The sequence below is a fragment of the Paenarthrobacter ilicis genome (genome assembly GCF_016907545.1).
Lineage (GTDB): Bacteria > Actinomycetota > Actinomycetes > Actinomycetales > Micrococcaceae > Arthrobacter > Arthrobacter ilicis.
The window spans coordinates 3,692,455-3,706,380 of record NZ_JAFBCD010000001.1; the positions used below are offsets into that span (position 1 = coordinate 3,692,455).

Annotated in this window: 10 protein-coding genes and 1 pseudogene; 5 read left to right on the top strand and 6 right to left on the bottom strand. The window is 61.7% G+C overall.

Annotated features, from left to right (window positions below):
* Positions 1 to 56: 56 nt before the first annotated feature.
* Genes JOE60_RS16840 through JOE60_RS16850 form a run of 3 tightly spaced genes read right to left on the bottom strand, consistent with a single transcriptional unit; the run spans position 57 to position 2,346 of the window.
* Positions 57 to 1,283, bottom strand: coding sequence for an MFS transporter (locus tag JOE60_RS16840; RefSeq protein WP_167268675.1), 1,227 nt, complete (start codon positions 1,281 to 1,283; stop codon positions 57 to 59).
* 60 nt (positions 1,284 to 1,343) lie between these two features.
* On the bottom strand, positions 1,344 to 1,787 hold the full coding sequence (locus JOE60_RS16845; protein WP_167268673.1) for a MarR family winged helix-turn-helix transcriptional regulator: 444 nt from the start codon (positions 1,785 to 1,787) through the stop codon (positions 1,344 to 1,346).
* A 52-nt stretch (positions 1,788 to 1,839) separates the two neighbouring features.
* The gene (locus JOE60_RS16850) at positions 1,840 to 2,346 is read right to left on the bottom strand and encodes a GNAT family N-acetyltransferase (protein ID WP_167268670.1); all 507 of its coding nucleotides are present in this window, start codon (positions 2,344 to 2,346) and stop codon (positions 1,840 to 1,842) included.
* A gap of 104 nt (positions 2,347 to 2,450) precedes the next feature.
* Here JOE60_RS16850 and JOE60_RS16855 point away from each other — a divergent pair, with 104 nt between their 5' ends.
* From JOE60_RS16855 to cycA, 5 genes and pseudogenes are all read left to right on the top strand, one after another.
* Entirely contained in the window at positions 2,451 to 2,780 is a 330-nt protein-coding gene (locus tag JOE60_RS16855; protein WP_167268667.1) for a PadR family transcriptional regulator, read from the top strand.
* A 1-nt stretch (position 2,781) separates the two neighbouring features.
* Positions 2,782 to 3,147 carry a DUF1048 domain-containing protein gene (locus JOE60_RS16860; protein WP_167268664.1) on the top strand — a complete coding sequence of 122 codons (366 nt, stop codon included), beginning with the start codon at positions 2,782 to 2,784 and terminating at the stop codon, positions 3,145 to 3,147.
* Positions 3,144 to 3,926, top strand: coding sequence for an ABC transporter ATP-binding protein (locus tag JOE60_RS16865; RefSeq protein ID WP_204814954.1), 783 nt, complete (start codon positions 3,144 to 3,146; stop codon positions 3,924 to 3,926). Before JOE60_RS16860 ends, JOE60_RS16865 begins: the two co-directional genes overlap by 4 nt.
* Positions 3,923 to 4,683: pseudogene (locus tag JOE60_RS16870) on the top strand (ABC transporter permease). Before JOE60_RS16865 ends, JOE60_RS16870 begins: the two are co-directional and overlap by 4 nt.
* Positions 4,684 to 4,842: 159 nt before the next feature.
* Positions 4,843 to 6,303, top strand: coding sequence for a D-serine/D-alanine/glycine transporter (cycA, locus tag JOE60_RS16875; protein WP_167268662.1), 1,461 nt, complete (start codon positions 4,843 to 4,845; stop codon positions 6,301 to 6,303).
* Between the two features lie 121 nt (positions 6,304 to 6,424).
* On the opposite strand, the gene JOE60_RS16880 is transcribed toward cycA, so the two are convergent.
* From JOE60_RS16880 to JOE60_RS16890, 3 genes are all read right to left on the bottom strand, one after another.
* Positions 6,425 to 10,465, bottom strand: coding sequence for a DUF7507 domain-containing protein (locus tag JOE60_RS16880; RefSeq protein WP_167268659.1), 4,041 nt, complete (start codon positions 10,463 to 10,465; stop codon positions 6,425 to 6,427).
* Between the two features lie 237 nt (positions 10,466 to 10,702).
* Positions 10,703 to 11,851: a mannitol-1-phosphate 5-dehydrogenase gene (locus tag JOE60_RS16885; protein ID WP_167268656.1), complete on the bottom strand. Its 1,149-nt coding sequence runs from the start codon at positions 11,849 to 11,851 to the stop codon at positions 10,703 to 10,705.
* Positions 11,851 to 13,869, bottom strand: coding sequence for a PTS mannitol transporter subunit IICBA (locus JOE60_RS16890; RefSeq protein ID WP_167268654.1), 2,019 nt, complete (start codon positions 13,867 to 13,869; stop codon positions 11,851 to 11,853). Before JOE60_RS16890 ends, JOE60_RS16885 begins: the two co-directional genes overlap by 1 nt.
* Between the last annotated feature and the right edge of the window lie 57 nt (positions 13,870 to 13,926).

The following is a 13,926-nucleotide window of genomic DNA, read 5'->3' on the forward strand; positions in this document are numbered from 1 at the left end:
GAACCAAGGTTCCACGGGGTTCTTTTGTGCCCGGGTCCGTGCGGGAGGAGAGCTCCCTAGACCAGGTGCGGCTCGTGTGAGGACAGGAACCGGCGGCCGCTGAAGGCCACAAGAATGGCAATCACCATGGCAACTGCACCGGCGAAGAAGGGAACCTGCGGGCCAAAGTGCTCGCCCAGCTGGGCTGCGGCGAACGGGGCCAGCGCACCGCCCATCCAGCGCACAAAGTTGTATCCGGCGGAGGCAATGGGACGCGGCGAATCGGAGACGCCCATGGCCAGTTCCGTGTAAATGGTGTTGTTGATGCCCAGCAGGGCGCCGGCCACAATAACCAGCACGACGACGGCAGTCACCGAGTGCCCGGCGGCCAGTCCCAGTCCCACCAGGTCCAGCATGAGTACAGCGAGTGTACCGGTCAGGACGTTGACGGCACCGAAGCGCCTCTGCAGCACGGGAGCCACAAAGACAGAGAAGACGGCAACCGCAACGCCCCAACCGAAGAAGACGCCGCCGATTCCGTAGGCGTCCATGCCAAGGATGAACGGGGTGAAAGCAAGGATGGTGAAGAAGCCGTAGTTGTAGAACAAGGCGCTGGCAGCCGTGGTCCGGAGTCCCTTGTGGCCGAGGGCCATGAGGGGATCGCGCAGGCGTGACTTTTTGGCCGGAGCGGGCGTCTTGGGCAGCAGCGTCAGGAGGGCAATGAATGCGGCGGCCATGAGGACTGCCGTGCCGAAGAACGGAGCCCGCCACTGCCAGCCGCCCAATAGCGCACCGAGCAGCGGCCCGAGGGAAATACCCAGCCCCAGCGCGGCTTCATAGAGAATGATCGCGGTTCCGGTGCCACCGCTGGCGACGCCCACAATGACTGCGAGTGCGGTTGCGACGAACAGTGCGTTGCCCAGTCCCCAACCGGCGCGGAAACCCACCAGCTGCTCCACGCTGCCGGACAACCCGGACAGGGAAGCGAACGCCACGATGATTGCCAGGCCAATAAGCAGGGTCTTCTTGCCGCCGATGCGCGAGGAAACGAATCCACTGATCAGCATGGCCACAGCCGTCACCAGGAAGTAGCTGGTGAACAGCAGGGAGACTTCGCTGGTGGACGCTTCCAGGTTCTTGGCGATCGCGGGAAGGATGGGATCCACCAACCCAATGCCCATGAAGGCGAACACGGCCGCCAGGGCCGTGGCCCAGACAGCTTTGGGCTGCTTGAGGAGTGAAACCTTCTCGGCTTCCAGGGTGTTCTCGGCGCTTGCTGAAGCGTCAGCCAATTGGCGTGACATTCAAATGCTCCTTGTCGGTGCGGTATGGGTAGCGGTGCGCGGTATTGGTCCGCGCGGGTTTTAGTTCTGGAACGAGCTGTTGAGCTTCGCGATCACGGGCAGGGCGGCCGTCAGGTGCTCGATTTCGTCGCTGCTGAGGTCTTGAAGCAGGGCGGCCACCATGGCGTTGCGCCGCTGGTCGGCAGACTCGACGGCGCTGGTACCGGCCGGGGTGATGGCCACTTGGACGGCACGGGAGTCATCAGGATCCGGCTGGCGGGTCACGAAACCGGCACGCTCGAGCTTAATGATCTGCTCCGTGGCACTGGGGACCTTGATGCCGAGGTTCTTGGCGATGTCCCCCACCCGCTGGCCGCCGTCGTAAATCATGGACAGCAGGCTGAGCTGGGCTGCGGTGAGCTCACCTTCCGGATCCAGCCTCCGGAACATATACACGCCCAAACGCAGGGCCTCACGGAAATCCTGCGCGAGGTGGATGTAGGACTGATCCGGCGTGTTCGTCATATTTAGGTAGCCTAATAGTTAGGGTACCTAAAAGTCAAGATTCAAGGCACCCCTAGAGGGTGAGCTTCATGCCTTCATGGCTGGCGACGAAACCCAGCCTCTCGTAGAAGCGGTGGGCGGACGTGCGGGATTTATCCGTCGTCAGCTGCATCAGGGAACATCCCCGCTGCCGGGCAGCATCAATGGCCCACTCGATCATCAGCGCCCCCACTCCGTGCCCGCGGAGACTCCCGGCCACGCGGACCGCCTCGATCTGGGCGCGCCAGGATCCCCTGCGCGACAAGCCCTGGAGGTAGCTGAGCTGGAAGGTAGCCACCACCTCGCCGTCGAGCTCCCCCACCACCAGAAGGTGGGCGGGGTCGGCGTCGATCGCCGCGAAGGCCGCCTGGTATGGCGCAGGGTCGTCCATGTTCTCGCGAGCCGCGCCCAACTGGTCGTCCGCGAGGAGCTCGAGAATCCTGGGCAAGTCCCCGGAGTGGGCGCGCCTCAGCGCAAAAGTCCCTCCGGCAACGGCGGCGGTCATCAAGGAAGGCGTAGTGCCGGAGTCCATGGTCACCATTCCAGCATGCCACCAAACGCTGGAACTCAGTATTGCTAAGTAGTGGTACTTAGTCCTACTATGTAGTGGTAGCTAGTAATACAGAGTAGTGAACGGAGGTGCACATGGGAAAGCAAATGACGGAGATGCTCAAAGGCACCCTGGAGGGAATCGTCTTGGCCCTCCTCACCGGAAAGGCAGCCTACGGATATCAGATCACCACGCTGTTGAGGGATCAGGGATTCACGGAGATCGCCGAGGGCACTGTCTACGCGCTGCTGGTCCGGATAGAGCAAAAAGGGCTGGTTGATGTTGAAAAACGACCGTCCGAGAAGGGGCCGCCGCGCAAGGTCTACACACTCAATGCGCAGGGGAAAAAGGAACTGACCGAATTTTGGAACACCTGGAGCTTCCTGTCCGAAAGGCTGGAACACCTCCGCGAGGAAGGGAAATAGCATGGCAGCAAAATGGATCGAGCTGGTCACCGGATCGCTTGAGCAAAAGAAGCAGTACAAACAAGCCAAAGCACGCTTGGACTCCCTGCCGGAGCCCTACCTGTCTGTTGCAGCAGCGTTCAACCGCTATCTCATGTACTTCGGCGGAGTCACCGAGGGCGACACCATGGTGCAGATGTTCACCGACTTTGCCGATCTCTGGGAGCGGGCAGCCGTTGACGGCACCCCCGTGCACGCCATTGTTGGCGAGGACCCGGTGGAATTCGCTGAAGCTTTCGCTCTGGCATATGGCGGCAAGCGCTGGATCGACAAAGAGAAAGCCCGGCTGGTGGATGCCGTCAACAAAGCGACGGAAGCGGAATCATGACTGCCGCCATCCATGTCCGTGGCATCGAGAAATCCTTCAAGAACCTCAACGTCCTTCAAGGCGTGGATTTCGACGTATCAGCGGGAAGCATCTTCGCCTTGCTGGGGTCCAATGGCGCGGGCAAAACCACGCTGGTCAGGATCCTTTCCACCCTGCTGGCAGCGGACGGTGGGTCTGCCGCCGTCGAGGGCTTTGACGTGGCCAACCATCCGCAACGGGTCCGGGAAGTCATCAGCCTCACCGGACAGTTTGCCGCCGTGGACGAGATTCTTACGGGTCGCGAGAACCTGGTGCTGGTGGCCAGGTTGCGTCATTTGAAGGATCCGGGAGCAATCGCCGACAGGCTTCTGGAGCAGTTCAACCTCACTGACGCAGGATCGCGGAAAGTCGCGGCATACTCCGGCGGCATGCGCAGGCGACTGGACATTGCCATGAGCCTGATCGGCGAGCCCCACGTCATCTTCCTGGACGAGCCCACCACCGGACTTGACCCGGAAGCGCGGCTGGAAGTGTGGGCGATCATCAAGAAGCTGGCCACCCAAGGGACCACCGTCCTGCTCACCACCCAATACCTGGACGAGGCCGAACACTTGGCCCAGCAGATTGCCATCCTCCACGAAGGCCGCATCATCGCCAACGGAACCCTGGCGGAGCTGAAGAACCTCCTCCCACCGGCAACGGTTGAGTACGTCGAGAAGCAACCAAGCCTGGAAGATATCTTCCTGGCCTTGGTGGGCACGCGGGTTCCGGACCACACACCAATTAAGGAAAGGCAATGAGCACCCACTTCTTCGCTGATACGGCGGTGTTGACCGGCCGCTCCATGCGGCACGTCTTCCGCAGCGTGGACACCATCATCACCACGGCAATCACCCCGATCGCCATCATGATGTTGTTCGTGTTCGTCCTTGGCGGAGCCATCAAAACCGGCACCGACAACTACGTCAATTACCTGATGCCGGGCATCATGCTGATCGCCATCGCATCCGGGATCGCCTACACCGCCTTCAGATTGTTCATGGATATGAAGAGCGGCATTTTTGAACGGTTCCACTCCATGCCGATCGCCCGGTCATCCGTGCTGTGGGCCCACGTCCTGACCTCCGTCGCCGCGAACCTGCTTTAGTGGTAATCATTGTGCTGGTGGGCCTGTTGATGGGGTTCCGCACAGCCGCCGGACCCCTGGAGTGGCTGTCCGTAGCCGGGATACTGGCACTTTTCACAGTGGCCCTGACCTGGGTTGCGGTGATCGCAGGCCTCAGCGCCAGCACCATTGAAGGGGCCAGCGCGTTCTCCTACCCGCTGATCTTCCTTCCTTTCATCAGCTCAGCCTTCGTCCCCACGGATACCATGCCGGGCCCGGTGCGCTGGTTTGCCGAAAACCAGCCGGTCACATCGATCGTGGACTCCATTCAGAACCTTTTCGCCCAGCGGCCCGTGGGAACCGGCATCTGGGTGGCGCTGGCATGGTGCACCGGCATCCTGGTGGCAGCGTTCATCGCCGCCAACATCACCTACCGCCGCAAGATTTCCTGACACGCTGCACACCAGGCCAAAGCTCCCCCCTCCTGAGGGCGGGAGCTTTCGCCATTCAGACCGATTGGTCATTTTCCCGGGGTTGGCTATAGCTTTATCGAACAGATTTGTAACGGCCGTCACTAATGCGACGGGTCCTTCGAAGGGTTCTTGAAACTAATGTCCGACCAGACAACACAGGGGCAGCTCCGCGCCTCCAGCAGGGACAGCGAGCCCCACCTGTCACGCTCGCTCAGCAACCGCCACATCCAGCTTCTCGCCATTGGCGGCGCAATCGGTACCGGCCTGTTCATGGGCTCCGGAAAGACGATCTCCGTGGCCGGCCCGTCCGTGATCTTCGTGTACATGATCATCGGCTTCATGCTGTTCTTCGTGATGCGTGCCATGGGCCAACTCCTGTTGTCCAACCTGAACTACAAATCCTTCAGCGACTTCGCGGGCGATCTCCTGGGCCCGTGGGCCGGGTTCTTCACCGGATGGACGTACTGGTTCTGCTGGGTGGTGACGGGCGTAGCCGACGTGATCGCGATTGCGGGCTACGCCAATGAGCTGTGGCCCGGAATCCAGCTGTGGATTCCCGGTTTGGCCACCATCATCATCCTCCTGCTGCTGAACCTCCCCACGGTCAAGGCTTTCGGTGAGACCGAGTTCTGGTTCGCACTTATCAAGATCGTTGCCATCGTGGCGTTGATCGTGGTTGGCCTGGTGATGATCTTCACCGGATTCCAGTCCAACGCCGGCACTGCAAGCTTCACCAACCTGTGGAGCCATGGTGGATTCTTCCCCAAGGAATTCATGGGCTTCGTTGCCGGTTTCCAGATCGCCGTCTTTGCCTTCGTCGGTATTGAACTGGTGGGAACGGCCGCTGCTGAAACCAAGAACCCTGAACACAACCTCCCCCGCGCCATTAACGCCATCCCGCTGCGCGTCATGCTCTTCTACGTAGGCGCCCTGATCATCCTCATGTCCGTCACCCCGTGGACAGAGTTCAAAGCCGGCCAGAGCCCCTTCATCGCCATGTTCTCCCTGGCTGGCCTGGGCATCGCCGCCACCGTGGTGAACCTGGTGGTACTGACGTCCGCCATGTCTTCGGCCAACTCCGGAATCTACTCAACGTCCCGCATGGTCTATGGCCTGGCCAACGACGGCGACGCCCCCAAGCTCTTTGGCCGGCTCTCCAGCCGCAAAGTACCCCAGAACGCCCTGTTCCTCTCCTGCGTTCTCCTCCTTGCCGGCGTCGCCCTGCTCTACGCCGGCAAGGACGTAGGGGTGGCTTTCGACATGGTGACCACCGTGTCCGCAGTCTGCTTCATGTTCGTCTGGTCGATCATCCTGGCCAGCTACCTGGTGTACCGGAAGCGCCGCCCGGAACAGCACGCATCCTCGTCCTACAAGATGCCCGGCGGCGTTCCCATGGTGTGGGTGGTGTTCGCCTTCTTCGCCTTCCTGGTGTGGGCACTCACCACCCAAGCGGACACGTTGACAGCCCTGCTGGTGACACCCATCTGGTTCGCCGTCCTGGGCATCGCCTACGCTGTGGTGCGTAGATCACCGCTTCACCAGGCCCGCGTGGCGGAATGGAAAGCCATGGCAGAGGCCGAAACCGCGGCAACGCGCTAAAGCAAAGACCGAGGCAGAGGCAACGGCAAAGAGACAGACAAAAAGCCTGGCCCGCACCATTGAGGTGCGGGCCAGGCTTTCTCTGCACCCGGTATCTACCAGCGATTCACCGGACGAATCGTCAGGCTACTTTGCGTCGCCTGCTGGCCACCAGCGCAACCCCACCCACAGCCATGAGCGCCAAGGCTCCGAGCAGGGAGGCAACCAGGCCAGCGGCTCCGGTGTCGGGAAGGTCATCTGACCCAGCCGCGGGAACTCCTGCCGACGGAGCCTCACTTGGCGGAACCTCACCTCCAGCAGCGGGCGGAGCGGAGGCACCGGCAGTTGGCGGAACCTCGCCTCCAGAGACCGGCGGCTGTTCCGTTTCTGCCGGGGGAACAACCACCGGCCGCACCTTTACCTCGGCAGAATCGCTGCCCGAAGGGGTCTCCCCGCCTGGAGCGTGCGCTTGGACCTTCACCACGTTGACGTATGACTCGGTGGTGTTGTCCTGGGTGACAACCCGGTTGGCGGTCTCGCCGGGCGCCAAGCTGGCTACCGGATCGATGTTCCCGAGGGCTGGATCATCAAAGCGAACGTCCGTGAGCACGGTGTTGCCGGTGTTGGTCACGCTGAGCTGCCAATGGACCGTCCCTCCCGAATCCACTGTGACACTTTCGCTCCAGGGCCCGTCCGGCGACAACGACACGAGCTTGGACACTGACATTCCCGGAACAGCGCCGAAGTAGAACGAATCATCCGAAGACGTCAGTTCCGAACCACCGAGCGGGTTTTTGGACGATGCTGTGACCGTGTTCCGATACTGGCCTTCCACCGCCTTTCCGTGGGCCGTTAGCTCCACCGAGGCACCGGGGGCCAAGGATGCCACGACGTCGGAAAAGACGGTGTTGCCATCCATGTCTTTATCCACCACAAGGACGTCCTTCAGGGCCAACGTTCCCGTGTTGGTCACCGTGTATCCCCAGGTGACTTGGCTCCCGGGTACCAGTTGAGGACCCGGCGCTGCCGGAACCTCGTGTCCATTGGTGGTCTTCACCACGGACAATCCGCTGGTGCCGGCAAAGTACCAAGACTCGGCAGAGACGGGCTTGGGTTGTTGTTCCAAACGCTCCCCTTCTCCGTCCAAGGCAGCCGCAGTGGCCGTGGCGGTGTTGTGGTACTGCCCCGGGACCGCTTTGCCGTGCGCGGTGAAGACCCGCGTGGCGCCGGGATCCAGGACTCCGGTGTCGGCAGACGTGGGTGCCAACGTCCCTTTGCTGCCATCACCGGCTGTGAACGCATCGGCAACGTTCACTTCTGCCAGCGGGATATCGCCGGTGTTGGTTACCTCGTAGGTCCAGGTGACCTCCGAGTCCTCGGCAACAATGGCTCCCGGAGCAGCTGTGTACGCCGAGCCGTTGGTCTTCTTGACGATTCCCAGGGACGGGTGGCCAACCACGTTGACGGTTGCTTGGTTGGTGGCGAACTGCACCGACGCACCGTTGTAGCTTCCCTCCGCAGTCACAATGTTGGAGGCCTTGGCGGCAAAGCCAGGTTCCCCAAGCACCTCGGTGGGAACCGTGAGGGTGAACTCCTCACCGGAGGTCAGGGTATCCACCACCACGCGGAAGGCAGTGGCGTTATCCGGGACCGACGTCCAAGTACCCGAGGCTGCGTCCTGCGCGTCTTTGGAGTATTCCACCGTGGCACCGGCAGGCACTCCGGTTACCGGACCAGCGAGGACAACATCAAAGTCGTCCCCGGTGCCTACCGCCGGCAACCGGTCAAAGAACGTGGTTCCGGTCACCGGGTTGGGAAGGACGTTGCTGACGTAGACCTGCCAAAAGGCAGCCTTGTCCACCGTGGTGTCCAGGGACCACGGACCTTCGGCTGTTGCGCCGGACAGCTTGTCCAGCAACAGCCCACCGGCTGTATTGATGGTCACCCGGGCGGTGTCCTTGGCGATGCTGGCGCGGGCGGCGTCGAAGTCATAGACGTCGTCGCTGAAAAAGGGACCGTAGCCGGTCATCTGCACCGTTTCCTGGTGGGTGCCGCCATCGGCAACGCTGAGGAAGCGCGGGTCCCCTGTGTAGGCGTAGGACTCAACCTGGACAGCCGTTTGCGCGGGATCGTAGGACTTCGCCAGTGCAGTGACGGGGATGTCGTATTGCCACCCGTTGTTTTCCACCCAGCGATCGGAAGCTTCCCCGGGATCACGCATGGGGCTGATCTGGTCGAAGGCGAAAGTAATGACCTGCAGTTCACAGCCAATCGGATCCAGGACGCGCTGCGTGGAATCGATCTTCAGGCCTTTGCCAAGCGTGGGGATCGGCTCCACTCCAACATTGAGGTCCGTCACCGGAGCAATGGGTTTTGAGGGGTCGTACTGGATCCCGCAGGGCAGCACTACCGACATCTTGGCGTTCGTGTACGTTTCCGAGGGGTTCTGGTTCACGATCCCGGCCCTGGCAACGCCGTTGTCGCCAACGCTCAGGACATCCGGAGCAGCCACCTTGGTGGTCAGGTAGACAGAATCCTGCGGCGAGAAGATGTTGGACGCTTCACGCTCGAGGGAACCTGCTTGAAGGGTTGCGGTGTTGTTGACTGGCCCTGGAGACGTACCCGCCGGCTCGCCTGCCGGAACCACACCGTCAGTGACGTCCCGGAACACCGGCACGCTTCCCATGGTCATCCGGACCTCGGAACCAACAGGAACGGTCTCGTCACCGGGTGCCACCTTGATCCGCCACCCGGTCAGGACAGATCCCACCGGCAGGGTGAGGGTGTTGTTTCCATTGAAAGCCTCCCACCCTGTTGACCCGGCGTTCTGAACTGTCAGAGACAGGTTGGTGTTGGTGGTGGGATTCTGCGGAACAAAGGATTTCCAGTCACTCGAGTAATCGCTCTGGTACTCCAAGGTGTACTGCAGGTTGGCAACCGAGAGGACCGGGCTGAAATTTGCGGTCAAACCCGTCACGTCGTTGTGGTGGTACCACTCTTCACCCCCTGCACCTGCGGCCCCGGAATCAGTGATCACCAAATCGTCGGCGCTGGGGCTGTTCAGCGGCCCCAGGTACGAGCCATTGACGTACGTGCTTCTGGCAATCATGCCTGCGGAACTCTGCCCTGCCGACCATTTCTCAAGGGCTGCAGTGACGCCGCCACCGGGGTTGAAGACAGGACCCTGGGCCGTGGCGGGAGCACCCGCCCGCACAACGCCATGGGCATCGGTGGTTTCCAATGTCACAGTGTTGAGCGGCGGCTGTTGGCCATCCTCCCAGCCAGCAACGGAGTCCGGATAGCGCACTGTGAGCCAGATGCCGGTTCCGGCCCGGTCCAGGCAGTAGCCATCGGGATCGTAACGTTCTTCATTGGTCCACGTGGCCGCGGGCCAAGCACTGGTGTCCCATGTGCCCACCCCGGAGGACGCGGCCACAAACCGGGCTTCAGCCGGAAGGACATCGGAGAGCTTCTGTTTGTAGGAAGAGAAGTCAGTAAAGCGGTCCTGCGAACAAACATTGAACCAGTACGTGACATCACGATTGCTTGAACCCGTCACGGTGGTGGCTGATTTCTTCGCGCTGTAATTGTTGGTTCCGGTGACGGTGGTGGTGACCGGCTGGGACGATGCCTTGCCGGAGGGTCCGCCGTCACCGGTGATCACTGTGCTCAACGGCATGGACTCGTACTTACGCTCGTTGTCCACCTGGGCAACCGTATAGACCACACTCACCAACTCTTTGGTGGTGTCCTTCAGGGTGATGGTCAGCACCCGTGTTGCGGGATCGTAAGTGTGGCTGAGCACCGGGGACGAATCGCCCTGCGGAAGTCCGGCGAAGATCGTTCCCTCCGGAAGGGTGGTGGTCATTGCCACGCCGGTGGCGGGATTTGATGAATCCACACCTTCAAAGTCCAAGGTGGCGGTGTAATTGTAGTTCTGACCCAAGGGAACCGTTTGCGGCGCCGAGAGCGTCACTGTGAAATCCCCTGCAGCCGCCATGGCCGGGGTGACCCCGAGCGTCAGCGTGCCGGCAGCGACAGCCAAGGCCGCCGCCGTCGCCACCATCCGCGATACCGGGCTCCACGGTGAGGGAGGTATCCGCGGCCTCCCCCGCGCTCCCCGCCTCAGGTCCCGCCACTTCTCGAGCCGGCCGGGCCGGCCCCAGGATTGTGCTGCTGACATCCAAAAGCTCCTTTGCTCGGTCCTGAACGGCCCACTTGCCAACAGGCAGGTTTTTTGGCGATCCAGGAGGGTTGGGAAGAGCTTTTGCTCTCCTTCCCCTATGTAGTGAGCAGGATGTCGAGAACGTGACGGACCCGTGTTCCGGGCACCACCAATTGTGGATAAGCACCAAAAAGGCCCTCCAACGGTCCACAGCGGCCGAAGCCGCTTTCCCGCTGGAGAGCCTTGTTGACGCGCTTATGCGTGGGCTTTGCGCTCCTCCACAAGCTTCTGAACAGCCGCGAATAACGGATGTTCAGGGGCAAGCCCGGTGATGCGTTCGACGGCGGCAGGCGCGTCCATCCCGGACAGCATCCTTGCGAGCTCTACGGCTTCGTCGTCGGCACCGTCGTCGAAACGAAGGGCCGCCGACATGGCTTCCAGGAGGGCCACGGGAGTGACACCACGCTCAGCAAGCTCAGCCGCGGGACCAACGAAGCGCTCGTGCCGGCCAAGCTTCCGCAAGGGTGCGCGGCCTACGCGGTTCACTGTGTCCGGCAGGTGCGGATTGGTGAAGCGCTGCAGGATCTTCTGCACGTACGCTTCCTGCTCGGCTTCCACGAATCCGTGCTTGGCCACCAGCAATTCCTTGGTTTCCTCCAGCACAGCCCGGACTTTCGCCGCCACGGACGGATCGGCCATGGCGTCGGAGATCTTCCCAAGACCTGCCGCATAGCCGAAGTACGCCGCCGAAGCGTGGCCGGTGTTGACCGTAAACAGCTTGCGCTCGATGTACGGGCCAAGCTCGTCCACGAAGGTAGCGCCGGGGATCTTCGGGGCGTTGTCGCCAAACGGCGTGCGGTCAATGACCCACTCGAAGAACGTCTCCACCGTGACGTCCAGGCCTTGGCCCGGCGCCTGGTTGGGAACGATGCGGTCCACCGCGGTGTTGGCAAAGACAGCGACGGCGTCCAGGTCACCGGCGGAGTCGTCCCAGGCCGCACTGACCTCCTGCCGCAGGAGGTCCGTGGCGTTGATGGCGTTCTCGCAGGCCATCACCTGGAGGGGCGGCAAGTCCGTGGGACGGGCTGCCAACCCGCGGGCGATCACGGGAGCCACGAACTTCAGGATGTGCGGACCCACAGCGGTGGTGACCACATCCGCCGTCGAAATTTCCTCAACAACAGCGGCTTCCTGCGACGCCGAGTTGAAAGCGCGGAAACCAGTGACGGTCTTGACCGCCGGGTTCTCGCCAACCTCGTGCACGTCGTAGCTGCTTGCCGAGGCGAGCTGGTTGATCAGCGCGTCCGCAACATCCGCGAACACCACCTCATAGCCGGCTTCGTGGAGCAACAGCCCCACGAAGCCACGCCCGATGTTGCCTGCCCCAAAATGGACTGCCTTCACTATGCGTTGACCTTTCCGAACAGTTCCAGGACTTCCTCAACCGTGGTTGCTTCCTCCAAGCGGGCTACCTGCGCCTTATTGGTGAAGATCTTCGCAATGGAAGACAGGATGTGGAGGTGCTCATTGTTGATGCCGGCGACGCCCACCACGAACTTCACCTGCTTGCCGCCCCAATCGATGCCTTCGGGGTAGCGGATGATGGACACTGCCGAGTGCAGAATGTGCTCTTTGGCATCGTTGGTACCGTGCGGGATGGCCAGGAAGCTGCCCATGTAGGTGGACACTGACTCTTCGCGTTCGTGCATGGCGTGGACATAGCTGACATCCACAGCGCCGCGGTCCAGCAGGAGCTTCCCGGCTTCGTCGATCGCCGCATCACGGTCGGTCGCCTTGCCGTTCAGGATCACGGACTCGCGCATCAGCACGGATTTACCGTCGACGCCGGCACTTGCCGGGGCGGCAGCACCCGCAGACGCGGCTGGCTGGGCACTTTCGGCGGATGCCGCCGTCGTGCTGTCCGCTGTTCCGTCGCTGTTGCTGGTGCGGACCAATTCCACGATCTCGTCGTACCGCGGGCTGTTCATGAAGTTGTCCACCGAGAAATGCATGGCGCTGGCCGTCCGGGGCTGGGCGCGCTCGGTCAGGTCCTCGTGGGTAACCACAACGTCGTAGGTGTCGCTCAGGTTGGCGATGGCCGAGTTGGTGACCTTGACCTCGGGGAACCCGGCAGCCTTGATCTTGTTGCGCAGCACCGAGGCACCCATGGCGCTGGAGCCCATTCCGGCGTCGCAAGCGAAAACCACCGTCTGGATGGGGCGGGTCAGCACCGTTCCGGTGTGGGCGGCGGCGCGGTCACCCGTCAAGGCCGAGGAAACGGAGCTCTTCTTGCCCTTCATGGCTTCCATCCGGGACGTTGCGGCAGAGAGATCGTCCTCGCCCTTGTCTTTGGAGGTCCGCAGGATGAGGGCCGCGATGAGGAATGACACTGCGGTTGCAATGATGACCGCCAAGACGACGCCGAGATAGCTGTCGCGGGCCGTCTGGGCAATCACCGCAAGGATTGAGCCCGGAGCAGCCGGAGCTACCAGACCGGCATTGGTGATGCTGAGCGTTGCGATGCCCGCCATGCCACCGCCGATAGCAGCGAGAATGAGGATGGGCTTCATCAAGACGTACGGGAAGTAGATCTCGTGGATGCCGCCGAAGAAGTGGATGATCGCAGCGCCGGGAGCCGAAGCCTTGGCGGCGCCGCGGCCAAAGAACATGTACGCCAGCAGGATGCCCAGGCCCGGGCCGGGGTTGGCTTCAAGCAGGAACAGGATGGACTTGCCCTGCTCCAAGGATTGCTGGACCCCCAGCGGCGTCATAACACCGTGATTAATGGCGTTGTTCAAGAAAAGTACCTTGGCGGGCTCAATGAAGATTGAGGTGAGCGGCAGAAGTCCGTTGTCAATCAAGAATTGAATAACAGCGGTCGCTCCAGCAGTAAAGGCCTTAACAACGGGAGAGATGGCAAAGAACCCGAACAGGGCCAGCAGGGCACCCCAAATGCCCGCAGAAAAGTTGTTCACCAGCATCTCGAAACCCGGGCGAATCTTTCCGTCCCAGAGCCGGTCGAGCTGTTTCATCGTCCATCCGCCCAGCGGACCCATAATCATGGCGCCGATGAACATCGGAATGCCTGCTCCCACAATGACGCCCATGGTCCCGATGGCACCCACTACGCCACCACGAACACCGTGGACCATCTTGCCGCCTGTGTAGGCGATCAAAAGAGGAAGCAAGTACTTCACCATAGGGTCAACCAAGCCTATGTTCTTTGCCCCTTCGGAGTCAGTTCCGAAGCCGCCCAATTCGGCGACTGGGAGCCAGCCCTTTTCAATGAACAGTGCGGTGATCAGGCCCCAGGCGATGAAGGCGCCGATGTTGGGCATGATCATGCCGGACAGGAATGTTCCGAACTTCTGGACACCAACGCGCACGCTGGTGCGGGGCTTCGCAACGGTCTCTGTTGCCATGTGAATTCCTAACGTGTGTCCCGCTGCGGCGCGGGGTCAGTCGATATAGATCGAGAG